At 55.0% G+C, this 24,033-nt stretch carries 20 protein-coding genes; 12 read left to right on the plus strand and 8 right to left on the minus strand.

What is annotated here, in order from left to right; genetic code table 11:
* The first annotated feature begins 1 nt into the window (after position 1).
* Positions 2-841, plus strand: a complete 840-nt coding sequence (locus tag Q0835_RS00760) for an ABC transporter permease (RefSeq protein ID WP_298957827.1) — start codon at positions 2-4, stop codon at positions 839-841.
* 7 nt (positions 842-848) lie between these two features.
* Positions 849-1,520 (plus strand): aspartate/glutamate racemase family protein, encoded by a 672-nt coding sequence (locus Q0835_RS00765; RefSeq protein WP_298814364.1) that lies wholly within the window; start codon positions 849-851, stop codon positions 1,518-1,520.
* A gap of 19 nt (positions 1,521-1,539) precedes the next feature.
* On the opposite strand, the gene hdcA is transcribed toward Q0835_RS00765, so the two are convergent.
* Complete coding sequence (gene hdcA, locus Q0835_RS00770) at positions 1,540-2,409, minus strand: histidine decarboxylase, pyruvoyl type (protein WP_298814368.1); 870 nt, start codon at positions 2,407-2,409, stop codon at positions 1,540-1,542.
* A 205-nt stretch (positions 2,410-2,614) separates the two neighbouring features.
* Here hdcA and Q0835_RS00775 point away from each other — a divergent pair, with 205 nt between their 5' ends.
* Positions 2,615-3,775 carry a sialidase family protein gene (locus Q0835_RS00775; protein WP_298957829.1) on the plus strand — a complete coding sequence of 387 codons (1,161 nt, stop codon included), beginning with the start codon at positions 2,615-2,617 and terminating at the stop codon, positions 3,773-3,775.
* Positions 3,776-3,814: 39 nt separating this feature from the next.
* On the opposite strand, the gene Q0835_RS00780 is transcribed toward Q0835_RS00775, so the two are convergent.
* The gene (locus Q0835_RS00780; protein ID WP_298957831.1) at positions 3,815-4,423 is read right to left on the minus strand and encodes a nucleoside deaminase; all 609 of its coding nucleotides are present in this window, start codon (positions 4,421-4,423) and stop codon (positions 3,815-3,817) included.
* Between the two features lie 204 nt (positions 4,424-4,627).
* Between Q0835_RS00780 and Q0835_RS00785 the strand changes: the two genes are divergently transcribed.
* Positions 4,628-6,022, plus strand: coding sequence for a PLP-dependent aminotransferase family protein (locus tag Q0835_RS00785; RefSeq protein ID WP_298957833.1), 1,395 nt, complete (start codon positions 4,628-4,630; stop codon positions 6,020-6,022).
* Between the two features lie 157 nt (positions 6,023-6,179).
* A complete protein-coding gene (locus tag Q0835_RS00790; protein WP_298814376.1) occupies positions 6,180-6,587 on the plus strand; it encodes a DUF983 domain-containing protein in 408 nt (135 codons plus the stop codon).
* An 83-nt stretch (positions 6,588-6,670) separates the two neighbouring features.
* Here the strand turns inward: Q0835_RS00790 and Q0835_RS00795 are convergent, their stop codons facing one another.
* From Q0835_RS00795 to ndk, 3 genes are all read right to left on the minus strand, one after another.
* A complete protein-coding gene (locus Q0835_RS00795; RefSeq protein ID WP_298957835.1) occupies positions 6,671-8,770 on the minus strand; it encodes a molybdopterin oxidoreductase family protein in 2,100 nt (699 codons plus the stop codon).
* A 103-nt stretch (positions 8,771-8,873) separates the two neighbouring features.
* A complete protein-coding gene (locus Q0835_RS00800) occupies positions 8,874-9,998 on the minus strand; it encodes a YHYH protein (protein ID WP_298957837.1) in 1,125 nt (374 codons plus the stop codon).
* 174 nt (positions 9,999-10,172) lie between these two features.
* On the minus strand, positions 10,173-10,595 hold the full coding sequence (ndk, locus tag Q0835_RS00805) for a nucleoside-diphosphate kinase (protein WP_152502235.1): 423 nt from the start codon (positions 10,593-10,595) through the stop codon (positions 10,173-10,175).
* Between the two features lie 237 nt (positions 10,596-10,832).
* Between ndk and Q0835_RS00810 the strand changes: the two genes are divergently transcribed.
* Entirely contained in the window at positions 10,833-11,741 is a 909-nt protein-coding gene (locus Q0835_RS00810; protein WP_298957839.1) for a DUF4344 domain-containing metallopeptidase, read from the plus strand.
* Here Q0835_RS00810 and Q0835_RS00815 read toward each other — a convergent pair.
* Positions 11,702-12,751 (minus strand): helix-turn-helix domain-containing protein, encoded by a 1,050-nt coding sequence (locus tag Q0835_RS00815; RefSeq protein ID WP_298957841.1) that lies wholly within the window; start codon positions 12,749-12,751, stop codon positions 11,702-11,704. The genes Q0835_RS00810 and Q0835_RS00815 overlap by 40 nt on opposite strands.
* A 139-nt stretch (positions 12,752-12,890) precedes the next feature.
* On the opposite strand from Q0835_RS00815, the gene Q0835_RS00820 reads away from it, so the two are divergent.
* The 3 genes from Q0835_RS00820 (at position 12,891) to Q0835_RS00830 (ending at position 16,669) form a co-directional block, all read left to right on the plus strand.
* Positions 12,891-13,973, plus strand: coding sequence for a prolyl oligopeptidase family serine peptidase (locus tag Q0835_RS00820; protein ID WP_298957842.1), 1,083 nt, complete (start codon positions 12,891-12,893; stop codon positions 13,971-13,973).
* Between the two features lie 111 nt (positions 13,974-14,084).
* Positions 14,085-15,971 carry an ABC-F family ATP-binding cassette domain-containing protein gene (locus tag Q0835_RS00825; RefSeq protein ID WP_298957844.1) on the plus strand — a complete coding sequence of 629 codons (1,887 nt, stop codon included), beginning with the start codon at positions 14,085-14,087 and terminating at the stop codon, positions 15,969-15,971.
* Complete coding sequence (locus Q0835_RS00830) at positions 15,971-16,669, plus strand: HAD family hydrolase (RefSeq protein WP_298957845.1); 699 nt, start codon at positions 15,971-15,973, stop codon at positions 16,667-16,669. The genes Q0835_RS00825 and Q0835_RS00830 overlap by 1 nt, the downstream gene beginning before the upstream one ends.
* 36 nt (positions 16,670-16,705) lie before the next feature.
* Here Q0835_RS00830 and Q0835_RS00835 read toward each other — a convergent pair whose 3' ends face one another.
* The gene (locus tag Q0835_RS00835; RefSeq protein WP_298814395.1) at positions 16,706-17,158 is read right to left on the minus strand and encodes a DNA polymerase III subunit chi; all 453 of its coding nucleotides are present in this window, start codon (positions 17,156-17,158) and stop codon (positions 16,706-16,708) included.
* A gap of 451 nt (positions 17,159-17,609) precedes the next feature.
* Positions 17,610-19,109: a leucyl aminopeptidase gene (locus Q0835_RS00840; protein ID WP_298957847.1), complete on the minus strand. Its 1,500-nt coding sequence runs from the start codon at positions 19,107-19,109 to the stop codon at positions 17,610-17,612.
* A 257-nt stretch (positions 19,110-19,366) separates the two neighbouring features.
* Between Q0835_RS00840 and lptF the strand changes: the two genes are divergently transcribed.
* Genes lptF through Q0835_RS00855 form a run of 3 tightly spaced genes read left to right on the plus strand, consistent with a single transcriptional unit; the run spans position 19,367 to position 24,025 of the window.
* Complete coding sequence (lptF, locus tag Q0835_RS00845; protein WP_298814400.1) at positions 19,367-20,554, plus strand: LPS export ABC transporter permease LptF; 1,188 nt, start codon at positions 19,367-19,369, stop codon at positions 20,552-20,554.
* Positions 20,551-21,645 carry an LPS export ABC transporter permease LptG gene (lptG, locus tag Q0835_RS00850; RefSeq protein ID WP_298957849.1) on the plus strand — a complete coding sequence of 365 codons (1,095 nt, stop codon included), beginning with the start codon at positions 20,551-20,553 and terminating at the stop codon, positions 21,643-21,645. Before lptF ends, lptG begins: the two co-directional genes overlap by 4 nt.
* 4 nt (positions 21,646-21,649) lie before the next feature.
* Complete coding sequence (locus Q0835_RS00855; RefSeq protein WP_298957851.1) at positions 21,650-24,025, plus strand: LPS-assembly protein LptD; 2,376 nt, start codon at positions 21,650-21,652, stop codon at positions 24,023-24,025.
* Positions 24,026-24,033 lie beyond the last annotated feature (8 nt).

Here is a 24,033-nt window from a genome sequence, read left to right on the forward strand (position 1 = left end):
GATGGAAAAACGCTCCCGAGCCTTTTACGTGCTTGCGACCATCTTCGCGCTTTTTCTGGTATTCCTCTATGGGCCGACTATCACGATAGCGATCCTCTCCTTCCAGGGGCCACAGGGCGGGCTGACCTTTCCGATGCGCGGTGTTTCGGTGCATTGGTTTGAGGATCTTTTCCGGCAACAGGCTGTCGGCGACATTTGGGGGAGTTTTGCCCGCTCGCTCACGCTCGGTCTGATGGTGATGGTCACAACTGTCATCGTTTCTGTGATGGGCGGTCTGGCGTTCCGCAAACGGTTTCCCGGCTCAAGTGTGATCTTTTACCTGATCATCACGTCACTCGTGATCCCATCGATCCTGATATCGCTTGGTGTCGGACTGATATTTTCGCAATCGGGCCTTGCGGTACACTGGTCGACGTTAGGCTTTGGTGCGCAGCTGACCTGGACTCTTCCCTTCGGCCTGTTGATCATGTTCGCCGTCTTCAACCGCTTCGATAAATCCTATGAAGAAGCCGCGCGCGACCAGGGAGCGAGCGCCTGGCAGACCATCCGATATGTCGTCTTGCCGATTATTGCACCCATGCTGATCGGCGTTGCCCTTTTCGGCTTCACCTTGTCCTATGACGAATTCGCGCGCACGCTTCTGACGTCCGGCAGCTACAACACCCTGCCCCTTGAGATATACGGCATGACCACGAATGTCACGACGCCGGTCATCTTCGCACTTGGAACCCTGACAACCGCATTTTCCTTTCTGATTATCGGTCTGTTTCTGGCAATCGTCATCACGCTGAACCGGCGACGCTCCAAACATGGGTCGGATGCCGGACAGGGTCTCGTTTGAGGCGGATATGACAGACGCGCATTTTCTCGTCATCAATCCAAATTCGACAGCCTCCATGACGGAGAAGATCGCGATAGCAGCAAGACAGGCAGGTGGTGCCGCAAGCCGGATAACGGCCGTAAATCCTGAAGACGGGCCTGCCGCCATCCAGGGTCCCGAAGATGGCACAGCGGCGCTGCCCGGTCTTTTCAAAGTGTTTGATCAGCACATTCAAAACGATCCGAGCATCGACGCGGTCATCATCGCCTGCTTTGACGATACGGGCCTGTTTGAGCTGAAGGAAAGATCACCGGTACCGGTGATTGGCATAGGCGAAGCCGCTTATCATATCGCGTCGGTCGCAGCGCCAAAATTTTCGGTGGTTACGACATTGTCTGTTTCTGTGCCTGTACTGGAACACAATTTGATCCTGAATGGCCTTGCAGCGCGCTGTGCCAAGGTTCGAGCATCAGACGTAGCGGTGTTGGAGCTTGAGGATCCGAAAAGCAACGCGCGTCACAAAATAGAAAATGAGATTGCAACAGCTTTGCAGGAAGACGGCATTGGCGCCGTTGCCCTGGGATGCGCAGGCATGGCTGATCTGGCGGATGATCTCTCCAGAAAGTTTCAGATACCGGTCATCGACGGTGTTGCGTCAGCTGTGCGCCTTGCACAGGCACTGCCACTGAGAAACCGCTGATGCCACGTCTGCATCTTTTTCAGCCAACAGAGCGCTCCCACTCGGAAAGCGTCACGTCGTAGAGGGCGTTAAAGCCCGCCTGAGGCACAGCTCTCTGGGCAAGTGTCACATAAGGAGCAACCGTCAGAGCCGTGCCGACAAAACCTGGCTCCATGATTGTGTAGGCATAGGCCATGAAGGTCCGATCATAGAGCACTGACTGGTCCTTGCCGCAGGCTACGATGCTCCAGGCGACCGACCTCTGGTGCTGATCAAGAAAGGCTTGAAGATCCTGAGGATTGTCATTTTCTGTCCAAGTTCCGGCGTCTTCGATGAAAAGATCAGCGGAATTCTCTCTGTCTCGCGTAATCGACAACGCGATGTAACACCAGACGCCGTAGGCTTCGCCTTTGGCCGGGTCTGGCACACCGGCCCTCGGACGAAGGTTGGTTGTGCTTTTGTTGGCACAGATCACATGCGCACCTGGCGCTGGTGGAAAGCGCCTTGATTGCTCGGTGCCGAAGAGTGCAATTCCAGCGTCAATCAGAGGGCCGGCATTGTAGACCGGCAGGTCAGATCCGTCATATTGCTGCGCATTGAACATCGGCTGAAGCGTGTCGATGGCTGAATTATATGCAAGGTCATACCCCCAGACATTGCCCGCAATGCCGCAAAACGAGGATGCAGTTTCCATGTTGATCTGGCCGATATAGGCATCATTGGCCTCGGCGCGATCATAAGCGACGATCCCGTCCAGAAGAAAATCGTCTGTTTTTTCAACGACGCCTGTAGCGACCTTTACAACCGAGACATACCCATTGCCGCTGTTTCCCGGGCGGGCATACCCGTCACAATATGTCGGATAGCCACTGATGGCGGTCCGGTCGATCATAGAAACTGTCTTGCGCATTTGCCCCTCCAAAAAACCACCGATGCACCTTTGAGGTGAAATCAGTTTTGCCTGGCCATTTAACACTTGAGGTCATTCTTCTGCAATTTATTGTTTATCTTTTTCACTTCACCACTTTTGAGATATCTGTCTTCTTCTCCGCTCCACGCGCCCAATTCACGTCCTTTGCGTGGTAAGATTGCCTATAAACCAGGGAGGTCGCGCGATGACGACGAACGAATTGACTGTTCTGGTTGGGACAACAAAGGGGGCGTTTCTATTGAACGGGGGCTCGGCCAGATCCGGCTGGTCGGTCAAAGGCCCCTATTGCGATGGCTGGCCCATCAACCATGTGGTCGGCCGGGCGGATACCGGTACTATCTGGGCAGGCGGTGGAGGAGACTGGACCGGAGCTGGTGTTTGGAAGTCACAGGACGGGGGTGAAACGTGGTCCTGTACCAAGCTGACGAAGGGCACGGTAGACGAGTGGGCGGCAAACGACCCGGATACGGCGCAGTTCTTCAACTGGACACCACAAAGCGCCCCATTCGAAGAAGATTTTACCCAGATCTGGTCGCTGGGTTTCGCACATGGCGTGCTCTATGCAGGAACCAAGCCCGCAAGGCTCCTCAGAAGTACGGATGATGGCGACAGTTTTGAGCATCTCGAGGGTCTATCGAACCACCCGTCCGCGAAGGACTGGTCGCCCGGTGCCGCTGGACTTGTACTGCACACGATCGTTTCCGATCCAGCGGATCCGCGAAAGCTCTGGATCGGGATTTCCGCTGCTGGTGTCTTTGCCAGCGAAAATGGCGGCAGGACCTGGGAGCGCAGAAACAGGTTGTCGAACGCAGCCAACTGTGAGGACCACCCTCACCCGGCCGCGCCGCGCGACGGGGAAACTGGACACTGCGTGCATAACATGATGCTGGCCCCTGGCAGCGGCGATGTGCTTTATCAGCAAAACCACCACGGCGTGTGGCGGACATCCGACGGTGGGCGCAGCTGGGACGATATCAACGAAGGTCTGCCCTCCACCTTTGGCTTTCCGATCCGCGTTCATCCACGCGATCCCGACACAATCTGGACATTGCCGCTCAATAGCGACGCCGGTGGCCGCTATCCACCCGATGCGGCTGCTGCCGTCTGGAAGTCCATGGATGGTGGCAAGAGCTGGCAAGCAAAGCGTCAGGGATTGCCTCAAGAGGCATGCTTCTTCACCGTTCTCAGACAAGCCATGGCAGTTGACGACAGAGATCCGGCCGGTCTCTATTTTGGCACGAATACAGGCTCGATCTTTGCTAGCCTTGATGAAGGTGAGAGCTGGCAGGAAATCGCAAGGCATTTGCCGACGGTTTTGTCCGTCGAAGTGATGGACCGTACCTGATCCTTTCGCCAAGGATCGAAAGTGTCGAACCTTAATTCTTCAATTGGCCGTTTTCTGCTCACTTTGAAAACGCGCCTGTCGTGCTGCCCACCATTTTTCGAACATCGCGTTGGTGCGGTCTTCCAGAACACCGCTGATGATTTCACCGCTGTAAAACGGCGCTGCACCGGCAACCGTCGGGGATTCTAGACCAATCTGGTTCAGGCCGATGTTTTTCAGTTTCCTGATCGATGTCGCATAGACCACTTTGGGAATGCGGTTCCACACGATTGCGCTCATGCACATCGGGCAAGGTTCACCGGTCGTATAGAGCGCCAACTTGGACCAGTCTATGTCCGGATGCTGGTTCGAGCAGTTGATCATGGCGTCCATTTCGCCGTGATATATCCGGTTGACTCTACCCCGGTTTACGCCCTGACACATCACCTCACCGCTTTCCTCATCGACAATGACAGCGCCGAAAGGCGCTCCGCCGCCCAGAGCGTCTATAGCCATTTGCATGTAATGCTCGTGGCGATCCCTTGCCTCAGTCGTGAGGTCGCCTGCCGACGTCACTTTAATTTCCCGGCTTGAGGCTGACACGTCTTTTGGCCTGAGAAACAGGGCGGCCAGCGATGCGGTCAATACATGTCTACGTCCACAGATCATGGTCAGTTCCTCACCTGTCGATACCTCACGCTACAAGCCTAGGCGCACCGGTTGAGGTGATCAAGTTGAGCGCGCTCGGAATACATTCATGATTGCCGATCGAAGCCCAGGCGCAAAACACTGAGGAAAGTCCATTTACCGAATGACTACATTTATCGGATCGTATATACAGTCAATATACAGTCATTTGAAAAGTACACGACCGTGACAAGCTGGATTCCAGACCTTTCGACGACAAACACACCACGCTACATGGCCATTGCAGACGCTATTGCAGCCGATCTTGCCGCGGGCCGGCTGACACCGGGAGACCGGTTGCCGGCGCAGCGCCGGCTCGCAGGTGAACTTGGGCTTGATTTCACCACCGTGGCCAGGGGATATGCAGAAGCACAGCGGCGTGGTCTTCTGGCTTCTCAAGTCGGAAGCGGCACCTATGTCACGGATCCCGGAAGTAAAGAGCATCCAAAGCAGGTAAAGTCGGACACGCGCCGTAACGGCCCGGCTGACTTTTCAATGAACCTGCCGCCGGAACCCGATGATGAGGCCCTGATGGACCGCATGCGCGCCGGCACTGAAGCCTTATCACAAGATCTTTTGTCCTTGTTGCGCTACCAGACCTTTCCCACAGACGGTCCTGATCGGGAGATGGCGTTGCGCTGGCTCAAAGGTGTCGGACTGAGACCGGCAGCGGACCGAGTTCAGTTCGCATCCGGTGCACAGGCGGCGCTCGCAGGCATCTTGTCCGTGCTCGCATCACCGGGCGACATGATCGCGTGTGAAGCCCTGACTTACCCTGGCATCCGCTCGCTTTGCAGCCAGCTCAATCTTGGCCTCATGGGGCTTGAAGAAGATGATCATGGGCTGGATCCCGCAGCCTTTGAAGCTGCATGCAAAGACAGAATGATCAAAGCGCTTTATCTCAACCCGACACTTCACAATCCGACAACACGCACCCTGTCGCTGCAACGGCGGAAGGAGCTTGCTGAGATTTCTGCACGGCATGGTGTCCCCATTCTTGAAGACGATGCTTACGGTCAACTTTGCCAAACAAAGCCGCAACCCTTTGCAGTGCTTGCTCCGGAGACGACATGGTATGTCGGTTCTCTTTCCAAATGCGTCGGCGCCGGCCTTCGCCTTGCCCATGTTGTTGCACCGGAGCGAAACGCGTCTATGCGCTTGGCGCGGGTCCTGCGCTCACAAAGCGTTATGGTCTCACCAATCATGATGGCACTTGCGAGCCGCTGGATCGAAGACGGCACTGCCAATGATATGCTTTGGCATATCCGCAACGAGAGCGCGGCCCGCCAGAAACTTGCTGCGCAACATCTGAAAGACCAGACCTTCCGAGCCGACCCGGACGGGTTTCACTTATGGCTGCAACTCGGCAATGGCTGGACCTCCACCGCCTTTGTAAGCCAGGTCAGAAACCAGTCGATCGGGCTGGCAGAGAGCGATGCCTTCGTTGTATCGGGCCAGTCGCCTGAAGCTGTGCGGCTTTGCCTGGGCGGTCCGCACAAGCGTTCACAAGTCGATACCGCACTCAGCGTCATTGCCGAAACGCTGTCTAATGCGCCCCAAGACGTCGCGACCTATTTCTAACTCGCCTCCCATGGCAATCCGTCGCAGGCAAACTTCTTGCAATCGTAAAAAATTGGCATATCTTTGACTGCATTCACTTGCAGTCAAAATTGCAAAGTGACTGGTTTTAGTCGCAGGACAGATACGCACAAGGATGCACCTGCAGAAAGAGCACCCGATGAGCACGTCAGAAAGTTGGCCAAAACTTCCCCCGATCCAGACCGGCATCAGGGGCAGATGCCCGCGATGCGGCGAAGGCAGCATTTTCGACGGCTTCCTGAAGCTGAAAAGTGGCTGTACGCATTGTGGCCTTGACTACAGTTTCGCGGACCCGGCCGATGGCCCGGCATTCTTTGTCATCTGCTTTGGCTGCGTTCCGGCTGTTGCCTTTGCCATCTGGCTGGAAATCGCCTTTACCGCCCCCTATTGGGTTCACCTTGTGACCACCCTGCCCCTGATCCTTTTGACCTGCATACCCATTTTGCGGCCGTTGAAAGGGTGGCTGGTCGCCAGCCAGTACTTCTACAAAGCTGAAGAAGGCAGGCTTGTGACGCCGGAAACCACGAGTTCAGAAAGCCAGACCTGAATACCGGGAGCCCCAAACCTGACTTGGGTTCGGCTTTTTGCAAGAGGGCGGCGCCATCGCGAGATCGATGCGCCGCTTTTCTTTTAGGCCACCTTCACCCAGACCGCCGTGTCGTGAAAGGCTGCTCCGCCATAGGGGGCGACCGGGTCTGCACTGGTCAGTGTGTTAATGCCTCTGCCGTCTTCAAAGGCATCGTTGGGCCAAAGACCTTCCGAGACAATTGTGCCGGGTGCAATGCTGTCTTTCAGGCGGGCGTGAAGCATAACCTCACCTCGGCGATTTCCCGTCTTCACCTTAGCGCCATCCTCGATCCCGAACCTTGCTGCGTCGTCCGGTCTTAGCCAGACTTCCGGCCGCCCTTCTTTTTTGCGCGAACTGTCGGTTTCGTTGAAGGTCGAATTCAGGAAAGACCTTGCCGGAGCGGTCACAAGACGCAAAGGATGTTCTTCATCGGCTCGCTCGATGATGTCCCACTGATCAGGCAATACAGGCATTTCTGCCACCGGACCGAAAACCGTGTCCCCATCCGGTTTGTTCGGTGCTGCAAATCGGCCCCAATCGGGTTTGAAACGGAACTTTCCGTCCGCATACGCAAACCCGTTCAGATAATGAGCGGTTTCAAAATCCGGCTGCAAGTCCCGCCACTTTCCAGCTTCAAGTTCATTCAAGGTGCCGTAGCCTGACTGCTGCAGCATCCAGTCAATATGGTCGCGTGCGCTCATGTCGAAGCCGACATGAGGTTTTGAGTCAACGCGCTTTGCGATCTCGCTGATAACAAAGAGATTTTCTCTTGATCCCGCGGGCGGTTCAACCGCCTTCGGACCAAACATGAGATACTGATGGCCACCGCCTTTATAGATATCATCATGTTCCAGAAACTGTGTGGCCGGCAGGACGATATCCGCCATCCGGGCTGTTTCGGTCAAAAACTGCTCGTGAACGACGGTGAACAGATCTTCGCGCGCGAAGCCTTGCTTCACCAGTTCCTGTTCAGGTGCCACCGACACCGGGTTTGTGTTTTGAACAAGCATGGCCTTGACAGGCGGGCCACCTTGCAGCGCGTCTTGATCGCCCGTCAGAATACGACCGATCAGGCTTTGGTCGAGCACGCGAACCGAAGGATCCTTCAATGACCCGGCTTCGATCATTTCCTTGTTGAGCTCATAAATTGCGCCGTTGTTGTGAAAAGCGCCGCCGCCTTCCAGCTGCCAGGCACCCGTCACCGATGCAATCGAGCATGCGGCATGCATTCCAACAACGCCGTTCCGCGAGCGGGTAAAGCCGTAACCAAGGCGAAAGTAGGTTCTTTTCACCTGTCCAATCAGTTGGGCGACTTCTTCGATCTGCGCTGTTTTGAGACCCGTGATGCCGGCCGCCCATTCCGGTGGTCTGTCTTTGAGATGTGCTTCCAGTTCGTCCGGACAGTCAGTGTATTTTTCCAGATATGCCCGATCGGCAAGGCCATCGCGAAAGAGCACATGCATAATTGCGCAAGCCAACGCCGCATCTGTTCCGGGCTTCAGGATCAAACCCAAGTCCGCCTGCTTCATCGTTTCCGTCTCATAGACGTCCACAACAACGATGCGCGCCCCACGTTTCTTACGAGCAGCTATGGCGTGGGTCATCACGTTAACCTGCGTGGCGACCGGGTTCGTCCCCCAGATGACAACCTGATCAGACACGGCCATCTCGCGAGGATCCGGTCCGGCCAGACGACCGGTTCCGGCAAGATATCCCGTCCAGGCCATGTTGGTGCAGAAGGTGTCGAATTGGCGTGAATACCCTTTTGCGTGCCGGAGGCGATGAATACTGTCCCGCTGAACCAGGCCCATGGTGCCCGCATAATGATACGGCCAGACACTTTGTGCTCCGAACTCGGCTTCTGCCTTGAGAAACCGTTCGGCCGTCAGATCAAGCGCTTCTTCCCAGGACACTTCCGTAAAACGGCCTTCCCCCTTCTTGCCGACGCGCAGCAATGGTTTGGTCAGGCGCTCTGGATGATAAAGCCGCTCTGCATAACGGGCGACCTTGGCGCAGATTACACCCGCCGTATAGGCGTTGTCTCTGGCGCCGTTCAGTCTTCGCACATCGCCATGCGGAGAAAAATGAACGTCCAGTGCACATGTTGACGGGCAATCGTGCGGACAGACGGAGTAAGTGCTTTTGGGTGGTTGCTGGTTCATATCGACCCATTTGGAGCGCAGGTTTCGCAAAGGCGAATTAGCCTTATGAAAAACAAAAAGAGGCGCCGTCAAGCGCCTCTTCCTGGAATCGAAGCCCTTCTGATCAGCTGCCGCTGCAAGGTCCCCTGCCACCGGGCTGCCCACCTGGTGGTGGCATTCCGCCCTGGCGCGGCCCCCGCCCTTGCCGCGGGCCGAGACCGGGAGGTGACGTTCGTCCACCACGGCGCAATCGGGGCGGATGTCCGCCCTGAGCCTGAATAAGCGTCAACGCCGCGTCGGAATTGTCAATCATCGCTGCAAAATCGACCGTCGACTCCAGCCCTTGCGTATCCACATCACCGCGCCGCCCTTTCAGGCGCAAGAAACTGCCATCAGGTGTTCCCATCCAGCAGCGGGGAATAAATGGAAATTCGTCCGTGAGGACATAGTGGTAGATACCTTCCGGGTATTCCGGCGTCATCGCAAATCGCCCGTTGCACTGATCGAGGTCGCCTGAACCTGATACAAACGCCCAATCCTGCGTAAATTTGCCATTGTGACGCCCGCCCGGACCGTCCGGTCTTGATCCGTTTTTAATACGATAGCTGGACTTCAATTTGCGAACTGCAGATTTTTCACCGGGATCAGAATATCCAAATGGCCCGTAGATCGGAAAACCATCCGCAGCGTAACCGATCATGGCCGGAACAGTGTCACCGCCATTGGCAGCCAATACACCAGTCGGTATGCCGTGGTAGTGGTATGTCCCGTTGGGTTGAACATGCGCGTTGTAACGATCCAGGCCAAGCTTGCACGCGCCGCCCAGCGCTTCATAATTCCAACCCGAGTTCCGATCATTTTGCCAATATTCTGCTGTGCCCGGATCCATAACAACACCGTTGATGGCAATGCCGAAGACAGCTCCCTGAGCAGACGTTGCCTTTCCCGTCGCATGCGGTTTGGCAGGAATTTTCAGATTGTAATTCTTTTTTGAAATCGAATGCGGATTGTTGCGATTGGGAAACTGGCCTGGAGCTTTGTCAGGATAACCGTTCGCACGAATGTGCCGATAGGCACCGTCGATCGTGATGTCCGCCTGCGCTTCAGCTTCAGGCAACAGCAGGTCCCAGATCTCATCGCCAATGTGGGTGTGTTCAACTGCTTCTTCACCGTGAAGCGGCTCGGTGCTGTCATGGGCGGTTGCTGGCACGGTTATCAGCACAACGGCCAACGCAAGACATAGTCGCATGTTTGTCTCCAAGTTGTCGCCCAGACAGGACAACTATGAGTCATTCGTGCTTTGAACGCTGTCTTCACTTCGTAAGAATGTGTAACGGGATGTATCAAATGCCCTGGCAGACGTAAAAAAGGACCGGCTCAAAGAGCCGGCCCTTTCAAATCTCAACGAGATTTATCGGTCTGTTCAGCCAACAATTTCAGTGCCGGAAAACCAGTAGGCAATTTCCTCAGCAGCTGTTTCAGGTGCGTCAGAACCGTGTACGGAGTTTTCGCCGATGGAAAGCGCAAATTCCTTGCGGATGGTGCCTTCGGCTGCTTCAGCAGGGTTGGTCGCACCCATGACTTCACGGTTCTTCGCAATTGCGCCTTCACCTTCAAGAACCTGAACAACGGTCGGGCCGGACGACATGAACTCTGTCAATTCACCAAAGAAGGGACGCTCTTTGTGAACGGCGTAGAAGGCCTCAGCTTCGCGCAGGGACATCCAGACGCGACGGGAAGCAACCACACGCAGGCCAGCTTCTTCCAGCTTGGCGGTGATGGCACCGGTCAGGTTGCGCTTGGTGGCGTCCGGTTTGATCATGGAAAACGTGCGTTCAATCGCCATTGTGTCGTCTTTCTTGTTCAATTACAGACCGGCAAAATGCCAGGTCCCGAATATCTGAATTTCGCGGCCTTAATAACGGCGCGCTGCCTCGCCCGCAAGGGGGCGGGTGTATGACATTTCCAAGTCAAACACTTGCCGCAGCGCGAAAGACGCTGGAAAAGCACTTTGTTCAAGCTTATTCTGCGCAGTTCAAGGAAATCAACGGCTGTCCAGGGACCCGGCAAAGGCTATCTTAGAATGTCATTCATCGCATCAGCGGCCGCTGCCCTGCCTTCCCTTTTGAGCACTGCCATTGCCGCCTTCGGTTTCGGTGTATTCCTGGGAGATGTCCCCGCTCCCCAAAGTGTCAGCGATGTGGCCGCTAGCTCCCTTGAACAGGAAATTGCAGCCCTTTCCCCCGAGGATCGGGAAGAATTGTTCGTCTTCGTAGCGGGCAATGTCCTTCATACGCTGTACCACGAGGGTGGTCACATGCTCGTTTCCGAACTCGAGCTGCCCGTTCTTGCGCAGGAAGAGAACGCGGTCGACAATCTCGCCACGGTCTCCATGCTGGCGGACGACACCGAAGACACCGACATTTTGCTGATAAGTGCGATGGTCGGTTGGTTTATGATCGCGGAGCAAGATGTTGAGAGCATGGTTTTCTACGATGAACACGATCTCAACGTTCAGCGTGGCTATCAGATGCTTTGCCTAATGGTTGGAGCGGATGAAGAAACGTTCCTGGAACTCGCCAACGATCTTGGTATGCCTGAAGACCGTGTTGAAACCTGCGTCGACGAATATGAACAAGTTGCCGATTCCTGGGAGTATTCGACCGAACCATTTTGGCGCGTCGAAAATGCAGGCCCCGGCGGTAAAATCTCGGTCGTTCATGAAAAGGCCCCTGATGAATTGAAGCCGTTTGCGCTTTTTCTGAAAGAAACCGAGTTGATGGAGAGGGTCGCAAAGGAACTCGACAGCCTCTACGAACTCCCTGAAAAAGTGACGTTTCGGGCTGATGTCTGTGAAGAGGAAAACGCCTTCTGGGATCCGGGCAACCGGGAAGTCATCCTTTGTCACGAGTTGGTCGCGGGATTTGCGGCCGTTTATCTCGCCGATCTTGCCTATGAAGAAGATCGGGCTGACCTCGAAAGCTCGGACTGAACCTTCTTTCGATAAGTCCCTGGAGCTTCACCGTACTGGTTTTGAAATTCGCGGTAGAAATTGGAGCGCGTCAAAAAACCGACCTCTTCCAGTATGGAGGACACAGGCTCATCTGATACCTTCAAGCGTTCGGCAGCTTCTTCCAGTCTGATACTGTTGACGAACTGACTTACATTCATGCCAAGTATGCGATTGACCGCTTGAGAGAGATCCCGTTCCGGAACACTCAATCGCCTGGCAAGGCGTGTCAGCGACAACTGCGGGTCCTTCGCGAACCCGCGGTCCTTATGCAATGTGCGTGCTTCATCAACAAGAGCACGGCTTTTCCCCTCATCGGTAGCATAAGATTCGGGCGTCTTTGATCGTCCCGGTTTCCACTTTGTACTTGCAGCAATCAGCGTAACCGCAGCAATCAAAAAGAAAAGACTGGCGAACGAAATCGCCAAAGCCGCCGCGTCCGGTCTGTTTTGGGCAAAAAGGATCGCAATCAGTCCATCGATGATTAGCGTCGCGATCATCACGGCGATTGCTGCCAAAAGAAACTTCGAAAGCAACGCTCCAAGTTCTATCGGAGATTGGGAGAAGACGTCCCTTCCCTGGCTCCACAGGCGTATCAAAGCCACGGAATAGACACTGAAGCTCGCCGCGATCACTGCATCGATATAACCGATGAAAGGGACTGGGAAAAACAGCGCAACGGACAAGCCAACCGAAATCACGCCATTAACCAGAAACCACTTGCCAAGCCGTGCAGGTGAGACTGTCAGCGAGGTGAAAGACAGGAAAACAAGGGGCGCTATCCAGACCGGGAGAACTCGCTGCAGCGGCAGGAAGGAATAGTTTGCAAATGCAAACCGCAGGCCGACCAGCACAGCCTCAAGGGACATCACGCAAAAAAGCGCAAGGAAAAGGCACCTGGTACGCATTGGAAGAACTTTCCGGGAAAAAACCAGGACACCCAGGCCGAGAAAGACACTGGCAAGCAAAAACGAGATGGGAATGCTGATCATGGGAACCCTAGACGGCAGTTCACGGCGTTGATCCTGTCCTTTATCACGATCAAGGACAGGACACGTGCCCCGTACCGATTGTCAACACGTATGGTTCAGCGCCAATTGACTGCTATTGCAATCAACCAGCGGAAGTCAGATGCTCCAGCCCAAACCCGATCCACGAAAGACAGTCAAAAGCCTTCTTTCTTCAGCCTTCGCGGCAGTTGCGCTTTTGGTTACCACTCCAGCCTTGTCGCAATCCGAAACGGCATCCCAACTGCCGTTCGGACCTGGCGTCACCAAGTTGGTGGTTCAAGACAATCGAGTTGATCGCAAGCTCGAAGGCGATCTCTGGTACCCGACCGGGACCCCGGGCATCTTTCAGCGCGCAGACAAAAGCAAAGTCTGGCAAATGGCTGATGCTGATCCGGAAGGCGAGCCCGCGGAAGGCACCTTCCCCCTCCTCGTCATTTCCCACGGAATGTACGGCAATACATTCAATCAGGCCTGGCTGGCATCAGAGATGGCTCGGCGGGGCTATATTGTCGCCTTAGTCAATCATCCTGGAACCAGCACATTCAAACGCGACGCCGACCAGGCAAGAGAGCTTTGGGAGCGTCCCGTCGACCTGAGCCGGTTGATCAGTTATCTGGTTGAAACCAGCCCCTACAAGACACGCATCGATCCTGAACGAATCTATGCGGCCGGCCACTCACTTGGCGGCTTCACCACCATGCTTCTCGCAGGCGCTCAGTTCGATACGGACCGATACCGTTCAGTCTGTACCGACGACGCGACGCCCGTTGCCTGCAGTGTCCTGAAAGGGTGGTCAGTTGCGGAGACACAACGAGACCAGAAGGAAATGGAAACGCGGCGCGAAGACGAACGTATCGCCAAATTCATCAGCCTGGACCTTGGAGGAACACCCGTCTTTTCGCGCAGCAGCCTCGCGGCCATCGACAAGCCCGTTCTGGTCCTTGGTTCCGGTAGAGCGGACATGCTCGATCAGACTATTGAATCGCGCGCCCTTTCATCAGCACTGCCGGAGAATTCTCATCGTCATGTGGAACTGAAGGATGCCGGTCATTTCGACTTCATGGGCGTCTGCAAATCGGCGGGATTTGCCATTTTGAAAGAACATGAACCCGGCGATGAAATGGTGTGCATCAATGGTGGAGCCGAGCGGGAAGAGCAACATCGACGCATTGTCCGGGAAATTGTCCACTTTCTTGAACAATGATCGGCCTGGGCCTGCTTGCCATGTGCATCTCTGCCACAGGCGGATAATCGTTGATCTGGAGGCTCGCTTTCTCCTTGCATCCGGGACACAGGTTCGCCAAACATCCGGCCCATGTTGCAAATTTCTGATCTAACTTACCGGATCGGGGACCGTCTCCTGATCGACAAGGCCAGCGTTACCCTGCCCGGCAAGGCCAAGACCGGCCTCGTCGGGCGCAATGGCGCGGGCAAATCAACGCTCTTCAAGATCATTACCGGAGACCTTTCCACCGAGACAGGCCATGTGCAGGTTCCCAAGCGAACCCGGATCGGCCAAGTGGCGCAGGAAGCACCTGGGACCGAAGACACTTTGATGGAAGTCGTGCTTGCGGCTGACACCGAGCGCACGAAGTTGCTCCAAGATGCCGAGATCGAAACGTCGCCGGAAAAGATCGCCGAAATTCATACCAGGCTCGCGGATATCGGTGCACACACAGCAGAAGCACGCGCTGGTGCCATCTTGTCCGGTCTTGGCTTCGATGCGGACGCGCAACTGAGGCCGTGCTCATCCTTTTCCGGCGGATGGCGTATGCGCGTAGCACTTGCAGCCGTTCTATTTTCCGAACCGGACTTGTTGCTGCTAGACGAACCAACCAACTATCTCGATCTGGAAGGCACTTTGTGGCTGGAAAATTATGTCTCCAGATATCCTCATCAGGTTCTCCTGATTTCCCATGACCGGGACCTTCTCAACAATTCAGTCGACAGCATCGTGCACTTGGACCGCGGCAAGCTGACCTTTTATTCAGGCGGCTACGACAGTTTTGACCGTCAGCGGCGCGAGGCCATGATCCTTGCCGAAAAGGCGAAGGAAAAACAGGACGCACAGCGAAAGCACATGCAGGCGTTCGTCGACCGGTTCCGCTACAAGGCAAGCAAGGCACGGCAGGCCCAATCGCGGCTGAAAATGCTTGAAAAGATGCAGCCCATCGCCGCCTTGACGGAGGAAAGCGGCAGGCCGATCCATTTTCCTGATCCGGAAAACCAGTTGGCTCCTCCGATCCTCAAACTTGAAAATGTTGCGACGGGCTATGGTGAAACCAAAATCCTCCAGCATCTGACGCTGAACATCGACACAGACGACAGGATCGCGCTCCTTGGTGCGAACGGCAATGGCAAGTCTACATTTGCGAAACTGATTTCAGGGCGGCTGGCAGCCATGGCCGGTGACATGGCCAAGGCCTCAAAGCTGAAGATTGCCTTTTTTGCGCAGCATCAGCTGGATGAGTTGAAACCGGCCGAGAACGCCGTCGCGCATGTGCGCACGCTGATGCCGGACGCTCCCGAGGCTAAAGTGCGGGCAAGAGTAGCCAGATTCGGATTGCCTACCGATCGAATGGACACACCGGCCAAGGACCTGTCCGGCGGCGAGAAGGCTCGCCTGCTGCTTGGGCTGGCGACGTTCGACGGCCCGCACCTGCTTATTCTCGATGAACCGACCAACCACCTGGACATCGACAGCCGCGAAGCATTGGTGATGGCATTGAATGACTTCCAGGGTGCTGTGGTGCTGATCAGTCACGACCGACACCTGATTGAAGCTTGCGCCGACCGGCTGTGGCTCGTCGCCGGCGGCAAGGTGGAACCCTATGACGGTGATATGGATGATTATCGCCGCCTCATTCTGCAGGGCCCGGAGGCAGCACAGAAAGCCAGAGACAGGGCAATAGCTTCCGAAGCCGAAAAAGCGTCCGCACAAGACAAACGGCGGGAGGCAGCTCAAAAACGCAGCCAGTTGAAACCGCTCAAGCAGAAAATCGATGCTGCTGAAAAGGAGATGGCAAGGCTGCAGGACAAAATCGGAAAGCTGGATGAAGCTCTTGCCGACCCGTCATTCTTTGCAAACGAGCCCGAGCGGGCCGCCAAATTCGCCAAGGAGCGTGCCTACTGCGAAAAAAAGCTGGTCAAGACTGAAGAAGACTGGTTGGAACTTTCCGCGGAGTTTGAGGAAGCAAGCTGATGGCCGGCATCACCACGCTCGGCTTTGACGCCGACGACACGCTTTGGCACAACGAACGCGTTTTTCGTTTGACACAAGACCGCTTCGCTTCGCTGCTTGCCGAGTTTACCGAAAAGACCCACCTCTCCGACCGCTTACTGGCTGCCGAACGACGCAATGTGCTGCACTATGGTTACGGCGCGAAAGGCTTCACGTTGTCCATGATCGAAACAGCTATCGAAGTCACCAATGGACGGGTCCATGCCGATGTGATCTCTGAAATCCTTGAGGCCGGCAGGGATATGCTGAAGCATCCCTTGGAGCCGTTGCCTCATGTCGAAGAAACGTTGAAGGCACTGAAAGACCAATATCGACTGGTGCTGATCACAAAGGGTGACCTGTTCGATCAGGAGCGCAAAGTTACTGCCTCCGGACTGGATGTCTTTTTCGATGCCATCGAAATCGTATCGGAAAAATCGGCGGCGACCTACCGCACACTCTTTGCCCGTCACGGCTCAGGTCCCGAGAAGGCCATGATGATCGGCAACTCTCTGAAATCGGACGTTGTGCCGGCACTGGAAGCAGGCTCCTATGGCGTCCATGTGCCTTACCACGTCACCTGGGCTCTTGAGGAAGCAGAAGCACCTCTTGGAAATGATCGATACCATCGGCTCGATCATATCGGAAAGGTGCCCTTGCTTTTGGCAAGGCTTGCCTGATTTGAAGGTTGTCGCGCCAGCACCAGAAACGCGCGCCTAAGCTTTACGTTCCCATCCTCCAGCCTGGGTTTGTTGCCAATAGGCAATTTCAAAACCCTCTGCCTTGGCTTCTTTCCAACGGTTTCGGGCTTCCTGCACGGCCTCCTGATCATTGCCGTCAAACATGTAGATTGCGCGTTTATAGGCGCTCAGTGAAGGCGGTTCCGCTCTATCGACCAGGAAACGAACATCTGCTTCGTTCGGATTGTCCTGTCCCGAAGTCAGATAGATCGGCTGGTGTTCAGCATTCCCATCACCCTTCGTTCCATGCGGAAGAAAGCTGTCGTCGGTGAACGTCCACAAATGGGCATCAAGTGCGTTGCAGCGTTCATCGCTTCCGGTTTGCACCACAACTTTCCAGTCTCGCTCCAGGCATTTCAGAAGCAATTGCGGCAAGGCCACTTCAAGCGGCTTGTGCAATAGGTGATAGAAGACAACTTCAACGCTCATCGTGCATTCCACTACTACGCCTCATTGATTGCACGGCTCATGCTCCAGCGAACCAGGGCATTGCCGTCGCGCGAGTGATGCAGGCTTGCAACAGCAGCGCCTTCAAATGGCCAGGACAACAAAACCGGCATAGACAGGCCACAAGACTCGTATCATTAACCCTTCGCAAATGTCGATTGACTAGGGTTCGTCCCCGGGGACGATCCAATGATCATTTTTATTTGGCTGGTGAACGGTATTCCCGAACCAGCTCACATAGGGGTTTGGTGAATGCTTGCACGAGTAGTTGTGTTTTTTGCGTTGGTAGCAGTTGTAGCAGGTGCCACCGTTGGAATGGGGCTTTTGGTTGAACCGGCAACAGCCTGTCAGGCCTACAAGACCTGCTGAACCAAACGCCAGGGACATAAAAAACCCGCCGATTGGCGGGTTTTTCTTTTTCTAAACAGCACGCTCAGTTTTCGTAGTGATCGGCCACCAGCTGGTTCAGAAGCCGAACACCGTAGCCTGAGGCCCAACTTTGACAGATTTCGTCTTTTGGAGCGCCAAATGCCGTGCCAGCAATGTCCAGGTGCGCCCAGGGCACATCATTGGCAAAGCGCTGCAAAAACTGCGCAGCCGTAATAGAGCCTGCCCAGCGGCCGCCAATATTTTTAACGTCCGCATTGGGCGTATCGATCATCTTGTCGTAGCCTTTGGACAGTGGCAGGCGCCAGAGCGACTCACCACTCGCCTTTCCAGCCGCCAAGAGATTGTCTGCAAGCTCATCGTTGTTGGAAAACAGACCTGCATTCAGATTGCCCAGTGCGACCAGAACAGCCCCAGTCAGTGTCGCAAGGTCGATCATGATCGAAGGCTTGTATTTTTCCTGCGTGTACCAAAGCGCATCGGCCAGCACCAAGCGCCCTTCTGCATCCGTGTTCAGGACTTCGATCGTGGTGCCGGACATGGCTGTAACGATATCACCTGGCCGCTGAGCGTTGCCATCGGGCATATTCTCAACAAGACCGATCACACCGATCACATTTGCCTTGGCTTTCCGGCCTGCAATGGCATGCATCGCACCGACGACAGCAGCAGCTCCGCCCATGTCGCCCTTCATATCTTCCATGCCGCCTGCCGGCTTGATCGAAATACCACCAGTATCGAAAACAACGCCCTTCCCGATCAAGGCAACCGGTGCAACACCCTTCTTGCCGCCATTCCAGCGCATCACGGCCAGTTGCGGAGGACGGACTGAGCCCTGAGCAACACCAAGAAGGGCTCCCATCTTCAGCTTTTTCATTTCCTTTTCGCCGAGGACATCAACTTCAACGCCGAGCTTTTCAAGCTCTTGGGCCTTCTTGGCGAATTCCACCGGCCCAAGCACGTTTGCAGGCTCATTGACGAGATTACGGGCGAGGATCACACCATCGGCAATTGCTTCGGACGCCGCCCAGGCTTTTTTGGCGGCCTTCTGATCAGCAACTGACAGTGTAAGCTTCAAGTCTTTCGTCTTTTCGCCGTCTTTTTTGACGGTCTTATAGGCGTCGAACTCATAGGCACGCAGTTTTGCGCCCATGGCAAACTCAGCTTCCAGATCTGCTGTAAGGTCACTGTCTTCCGGCGCATCCAAAAGTACGGTCGCAGCGCTCGCTTTCGCAGCTCGAAGGCCGGCCAGAACCGTGCCACCGAATGCACGCCAATCATCCCGGGTCAGGTCATCAGGTTTGCCGATACCGAGGACGATCAGCCGATCAACGGCGAGGCCGGCTGGAGCGACAAGATCCAACGTGGTTTTTTTCTTCCCTTCAAAGCCGGCTATCTCCGCGACACGTGAAAAGCCTCCCTCAAGCCCGGACAGGTGTTCACCGGCTATCTGTCCGAAGCTCAGATCTTCGCCGGCGAGGACAACCGCCACACCGCCTTTTGGCGCGGCTGCTTTCGTAAAGGTGATTTTTGCAAGTTTGCTCATGCGACGGTCCTGTAAAAATTTGGTATTGCTGCTGATTGATTAGGAGGCATATCTTGAGTTGCCATTGACTGGGGGCAGACTAGTCCCTGGATTGCTGAATTCCTTCCAAATCATGGGGTTTCAACAGCTTTTCGGCAAGAGCTGCAAAAATTAATGTATATTTACCATTCTTCTTCATGGGCCGTTCACCACATTTCGTGTTATTCGGACGTGGGCTGGAAGATCGTCAATTTTACAAGGGACAAGCTCCTGCAGCTATGAAGACGCTTGAACGGTACATTATCCGCCGGACGGTCTATGCTTTCACCCTGACCATTGCGGCCATGACAGGTGTTGTCTGGGCAACACAGGCGTTGCGCCAGTTGGATCTCGTCACGTCCAAAGGCCAGACCATCGTGCAGTTTATCGGCATCACAATGCTGGCCCTGCCCTTCCTGATCGTGATCGTTGCTCCCTTTGCTCTCATGATCGCGCTGATCCTCGTTCTCAACGCGCTTTCGGGCGACAGTGAACTGATCGTGATCGATGCAAGCGGTGGCTCGCGGTTTCTTGTGCTCAAGCCCGTCATGATTTTTTCCGTCATTGTTATGGCGCTGACAGGCACGATGGCGCTCTACGTCGCACCTCTGGGGCTGGCCCAACTCAGAACGGAAATTACCCGTGTTCGCGCCGACCTTGTGGCCAACATCGTCAAACCGGGCCGTTTCATTACCGTAGAAGATGGGCTCACATTCCACATACGAAACCGTTCGGGCAACGGCACCCTGGATGGCCTTCTTCTTCATGACACGCGCGATGAAGAAACCTCATTTACCTACCAGGCCGAAACGGGGCAGATCGTGGAAGCGTCCGAGCGGACCCTTCTGGTAATGCAGAACGGCACTATTCAGCGGCGTCCGAAACAGGACGGTGACATTTCCATCGTCCGCTTTCAGTCATACGCGTTCGATCTATCCAATCTGATTCCGGAAGCTGGCGAACCGGTATTCAAGGCAAGCGAGCGCACAACGGCCAACCTGATGGTGCCTGGTCGAAACGACGCATATGCGCTTAAAAATCCAGATAAGCTGGCCCAGGAACTGCACGAACGTTTCAGCCAGCCGCTCTACTGCATCGCCTTTGGTCTGATTGTGTTCGCATTCCTCGGTAAGGCACGCACCACGCGACAAGGTCGCGGTGCGGCTGTGCTTGGTGCCATCTGTTCTTGCGTGCTGCTCAGAACAACTGGATTTGGTGTCACGGCAATTGCGGGCGCTTCATCAGCAGTTCTAGCGCTGCTCTATGTTGTGCCGATCACGGGCGCTGCTCTTGCTTTGGTATCGATATTCAGGGAACGGAGTTTGGCAGAACCGAAATGGCTCACCAAACTGCAGCTGAAGATCCAGGATCTGATCGATGGCCTTAGCGACCGCCTCAACGGCCGGCGGACTGGAGGCGCAGCGTGATCCTGGGCCAAACTCTATCACTCTATTTTTCAGGCAGGTTCCTGAAGGCCATTCTTGGTCTTTTCCTGTTTGCTGCAGTTCTGATCTTCCTGTTCGACGTTTTGGAACTGGTCCGGCGCGGTGGCGACCGGGAAGGCTTTTCCGTCCTGCGGGTTGCCTTGATTTCGCTTCTGCGCGTGCCGCTCCTGCTTGAACAGGTTATCCCCTTCACCGTTCTGTTCGGCGCAATTGCTGCCTTCGTGACTTTGAGCCGCGCGCTTGAACTGGTTGTTGCGCGCGCTTCGGGTATCAGTGTCTGGCAGTTTTCCATGCCTGCGATTGTCGTGGGCATCGTGCTCGGCATTCTTTCCATCACGGTCTACAATCCGGCAGCCGTCTGGTTTCAGCAAAAGTCCGATGAAGTCGCTACGGGCCTTTTCGGCTCTGAACAGAACTTTCTTTTGCAAACCTCTTCAGACGTCTGGGTCCGCCAGGACGGGCTTGACGGAGAGTCTGTGCTCTTGGCCAAAAAGCTTCTTGAAGGCGGCACATTCCTCGTAGGCGTTACGATTTTCACCTTTGACAAGGACGGCACATTTAGAGAGCGGATCGAGGCGGAAGAGGCTCGTCTTGGTGATGAAATCTGGTATTTGAGCGATGCAATCGTCTACACCACCGAACAGGATCCGCAGACTTATGGACGTTACGAAGTCAGCACCTTCCTGACCGCCACCGAGGTTCGTGAAAGCATCGGCTCACCCGAATCAATTTCGTTCTGGAATTTGCCGCGCTTCATCGAATTGGCAAGAAATGCGGGATTGCCGGCCTATCGGTACAATTTGCAGTACCAGACTCTGCTCGCTCGCCCGCTTCTTCTTGTCGCTATGATTCTGATTGCAGCGGCAGTTTCCCTTAAAGTTTCGCGGTTTGGTGGATTGGGAAGTATGATTCTGGGTGGAATCCTGTCCGGGTTCGTGCTTTACGTTCTAACCGAGCTTGCGAAAGACTTTGGAGGTGCGGGAATCGTCCCGCCGCTTGTTGCTGCGTGGGCGCCTGGAATATTTGGAGTACTTATGGGGTTGACTATTCTCTTGCATCAGGAAGATGGCTAAAGCGATGTCTTTTGCAGCATTCCTGAACACAGAGATTTGGTCCAAGAAGGGCAACCTGCTGGCGGCGGTAAGCGCAGTCGCCATAACCGTTGCCGTCTGTTTTCCGGGAACTGATACCGCCAAAGCACAGGATCTCGTGTCCGGCCTCGCCGACGACGTAAATCCGGATGCGAACCTTCTGCTTGAATCCAGAGAAATCACCTACGACTTCGACCGGGACCTGATCGTCGCGACCGGCAATGTGCAAGTTTACTACGACGGCAACACCGTTCAGGCGCAGCAGATTGTGTTCGATCGCAAAAGTCAGCAACTGCGCGCAGCCGGCAATGTCATTTTTATCGAAGCAAACGGCACTGTTGTACGCACTGAAGAAATGGTGTTGTCAGAAGACTTCTCCGAGGGCTTTGCCAAAGCGCTCCAGATCGACACGACCAAGCGCACGCGTTTCATTGCCGAACAGGCGCGGCGCGAAGGCAGCAATGTCACCACGATCGATAATGGCCTCTATACGGTCTATACGAAACCGACCAACCCGCCGAACAAACCACCGCTTTGGCGCGTGAGAGCTGAAAAGATCATCCATAACCAGCAGGAAAAGGTGATCCGGTTCGAGAACGCAGCCTTTGAGGTCTATGGGCAACCGATTGCCTATCTGCCTTACCTGTCGATGCCGGATCCGACGGTCAAGAGAAAGTCGGGCTTCCTGATGCCCGAAGGTGTCATTAACGACAAGCTCGGCTATGGCGTCACGATTCCCTACTATTGGGCCCTCGCCCCGAACTATGATGTCACCACCATTTTGACCCCTTTGACCAAACAGGGTGTTTTTGGTGACGTCGAGGCACGCTATCGGTTTTCGTCAGGTCAGATCAGCCTTTCGGGCGCCGGTCTTTATCACGCTCAGCCGAACAACTTCACAACGTCACGTGCTGACGAACGCTGGCGCGGTGCCATCAATTCGAAGGGTTCTTTCAGTCTTGCAAAAGATTGGACGCTAGGCTGGAACGTGACCTACAAAAGCGATCGCCAGTTCTTCCAGGATTATTCCTTCACAAGCTTCAGCGGAAACGGTGATACCTCGGAGATCTATCTGGAAGGCAGAACGGACAGCAATGCGCTGACGGTCAGGGGCTATGCCTATCAAATCTCCCAGGAGGACTACACCGACAGTGAGTTCAATGCGAATGGCTTCTCCTCTGTCGGCAGCTCGCTTCAGGACAAACAGCCGCTCGTCCTTCCGGTGATCGATTATGATTATGTTTTCGCCGATCCGGTTCTTGCAGGTGAACTGGCACTCACTGCGAACTTCACCTCGCTGACGCGCGATGAGACCGATGCATTTTCGGTTGACGGTGGTACAACGCCCAAATTCCGAGGCGTTGACGGAACATTCTCGCGTCTCTCCTTGAAAGGAAACTGGCGCAAAACGTTCATTGACCCCCTGGGGCAGACCTTTACACCGTTCGCCTATATGCGCGGCGACCTGTTCTTCCTTGCCTCGCCTGATGCGGATGTGACAGCGCTGAGCGGCGAGAGTTTCGTCGGACGCGCCATGCCGGCGGTCGGCATGGAATACCGCTATCCATTTGTCGCCACCTTTAACGGCGGCAACCAGATACTTGAGCCGGTCGCCCAGATCGTCGCCCGTCCGAATGAACAGCGGATCGGTGAATTGCCGAACGATGATGCGCAAAGCATCGTCTTCGACACCACAACTTTGTTCGACTACGACAAATTCTCAGGCTTTGACCGTGCAGAAGGCGGAACGCGGCTGAATGTTGGCCTGAATTACAAACTGCAACTTGATAGCGGTTATTATGTTAGCGGTCTGTTCGGCCGGTCCTATCATATTGCGGGCGAAAACTCATATGCGACACCCGACATCCTCGGTGCAACGCAGGATTCCGGCCTAGAGACAGACCTCTCTGACTATGTAGGCAGTCTCTACATCGATACCCGCTATGGCGTGAAGGTCGGCGCTCAGGCGCGGCTTGACAAGGAAGACCTGACTGTCAACCGTGTACAGGCCCAGGCAAGCGCGATCTACGGTCCGGTAGTTTCGTCTATGGCCTACGCCTTCCTGAACGCACAGCCAGACATCGGCATTGACGACCCTCGTGAAGAATTGCTCGGATCGGCAAGCCTGCGTCTTGAAGAAAACTGGCGCGTTTTCGGCTCAATGCGCTATGACCTTCAAAACAGCAATATCGTGCAGGATGGATTCGGTATCGGCTATGACGACGAAGGGTTCTCCTTCTCCGTTTCCTACGCTGAAGACCGCAGCCGGAATGATGGCGATGAAGTGAACAGAACACTTTATTTCCGGATCGGGTTGAGAACCATCGGCAATACACAAGTATCAAGCGGTGCTCTTAACTGATACACGTT

Source organism: uncultured Roseibium sp. (assembly GCF_947499295.1).
Lineage (GTDB): Bacteria > Pseudomonadota > Alphaproteobacteria > Rhizobiales > Stappiaceae > Roseibium.